Annotated in this window: 1 protein-coding gene; it reads right to left on the bottom strand. The window is 69.0% G+C overall.

From position 1 onward, the window contains the following. Positions 1–171 precede the first annotated feature (171 nt). Positions 172–1,596 carry an IS1380 family transposase gene (locus ABGB14_RS49930; protein WP_347650949.1) on the bottom strand — a complete coding sequence of 475 codons (1,425 nt, stop codon included), beginning with the start codon at positions 1,594–1,596 and terminating at the stop codon, positions 172–174. Between the last annotated feature and the right edge of the window lie 130 nt (positions 1,597–1,726).

Below are 1,726 nucleotides of genomic sequence, written 5' to 3'. Positions count from 1 at the left end.
ACCTCGATGATTCACGGGTTTGGGTGGCTTCGCCCAGCGTGACGGCTGGATGATTTGTGGATCTTCAATTGGGTTTCTGGGCAGCGGGGTGGGTCGGCGGTCACGCCGGTGGTGCCGGGTCCACGGGCCGGTGGTGTCTTGCCGGTCGGGTGTCAGGGGCGGGGCTGGTGCTCAGGTAGGAGCGGGCAGCGCCAGGACGGATGCGATGGCGCGTCGCAGGTGGTGGGCCCAGGGCCAGGTGCAGGGGATCTTGATGGTGCGTCGCCGTTGGCCACGGACCAGGCGGGCGCTGGTGTGCAGCAGTGTGTAGCGCAGCGTCGGCGGTTCGGCGATGGCCAGCTCGGCCTCGCAGCACAGCAGGCGGAACCAGGACAGCAGGTCGCAGCCGATCGCGGCGGCGATGATCCAGGCCTGGTTGATGGCCAGCGACCAGGACGGCAGGGCGGCCAGTCCGGTGTTCTTGCCGCACCGGATGAAGTCCTCCACCCGGGCGTGGACGCGGTGGCGCGCCTCGCCCTGCTGCAGCGGCAGGGCGGTGGCGGGGGTGTTGGTGGCGATCAGCTGGTAGCGCCAGCCGCGCGCTTTCTCGAAGTCGGTCAGCTTGGCGCCCGGGGCGGGTTTCTCCCGGCGGACCAGGATGCGCATGCCCGCCGGCCAGGTGGCCAGCTTGTCACCGCCGGTCGAGTGCCGTAGCAGGCCGGTGAGTTCGGCGGTGCCCGCCTTGTCCAGAGGGCGGGCCTGGCCTGTGTCGTCCAGCACGCACGACCACGCGTCGGCGGGCAGCGCGGCTATCGCGGCGCGGGCCCGCTGGTCGAGGTCGAAGCCGACCGAGTAGTGGGCCCGGCGGCTGCGCGTGTTCAGCGTGGTGATGAACTGCAGCAGCTCGATCGTGGCGCCGGCCCCGTCGCAGGTGATGAGGATCCGCCGGCGATGCTTCGGCGGGATCTGTGCGATCGCGGCGGCCAGCACCTCGAGGTGATCGGTGATGGTGTTGGCGCCCGCGTTGCCCGGACGCAGCTTGATGGCCAGGCACTCGCCGGTGTTGTCGCACCACGCGGTCAGCGGGAACAGCCCGTAGCTGCCCTTGAACGTCCCCGCCGCCGCCTCTTTGTCGCTGTGACAGACCTGGATCGTGGCATCCAGCCGGATCACGACCCAGTCGCCGAGGTCGCCGTAGCAGGTCCGCGAGGCCGGCACGCCACCGTGCCGGGCAGCGATCAACTCCCACACTCGCCGCCGGGCCTTCGCACGAGCAGCGGCGATCTTGTCGAGCTGCCGGGCGGTCACCTCCTCCAACGCCCGCCATGCCGTCGACGCCGAGGCCACCGGCCCGAATAACTCGCCCTGATCGCGCAGGGTACGGATGTGCCGGATCGCTGTCCCGCCATCAGCGATCATCACACTCAGATCGGACAGCACCTGGCCCCGGTCATGCACCACCTGCCGGCCCCGTACCCGCAACGCCGCCGACAGCTCGCTGGTCAGGCCGGACTTGAACGCCAGCATCCGCAGCCCCGCCGTACCGACGTGAGAGACCACGCCGTGACCGCCGACCGTGACCGCCAGCCCTTGCATCCACTTCGGGATAGTCTGCACGCGAAGAGTGCTCCTCGCTCTGGAAGGTTGTTGATCTCGACAATCCGTAATCTTCCAGATCAGGAGCACTCTTTGCTGTTCAACCGATCATCCGGTCTGAACTCTCACCAGCAGCCGTGAATCGCCGAGG

This window comes from Nonomuraea sp. B10E15 (assembly GCF_039871615.1).
GTDB lineage: Bacteria > Actinomycetota > Actinomycetes > Streptosporangiales > Streptosporangiaceae > Nonomuraea.
Note: the sequence above shows the minus strand (reverse complement) of the source record. Positions and strands in the feature narration are given on the sequence as shown.